1 pseudogene is annotated in these 467 nt (G+C 39.2%); it reads left to right on the top strand.

Annotated features, from left to right (window positions below):
• Positions 1-467: pseudogene (locus AOB46_RS23570) on the top strand (SusC/RagA family TonB-linked outer membrane protein); the annotation flags it as partial.

Here is a 467-nt window from a genome sequence, read left to right as displayed (position 1 = left end):
GGAGGAAGCGATAGGTTTAAATACTATTCATCTTTCGGTACATTTGAGCAGGAAAGTATCTACAGAAACTCTGATTTCAAAAGGTTCAGTGCTTCTACTAAATTAGAATATAAGGCAACAGACCGATTAACGATCAACACGGATATCCAGGTTGCCAATACTACTACCAGAACATTACCTAATGGTGGTGCTTATGCTAACCCGGTTTTATCCCAATATTTCACATCACCACTGGAGCCAGCTTATAATGCTGACGGATCTATTTATTTAGGGTCTGTGGATGATGGTACTTATGGAGGATTGCCAATCTCCGGAATCTTCAACCCGGCAGCAATTCTTGCCTATAACAAAAATAAAGCAAACTCTACGCGTATCTTTGGTAACGTAGGAATCGGGTATAACATCCTGAAAGGATTAAACTACAGGTTAAATATTGCTCCTGAATATGTTATTACTGAAGAGGATGA

The sequence above is a fragment of the Chryseobacterium indologenes genome (assembly GCF_001295265.1).
GTDB classification, from domain to species: Bacteria; Bacteroidota; Bacteroidia; order Flavobacteriales; family Weeksellaceae; genus Chryseobacterium; species Chryseobacterium indologenes_A.
Note: the sequence above shows the minus strand (reverse complement) of the source record. Positions and strands in the feature narration are given on the sequence as shown.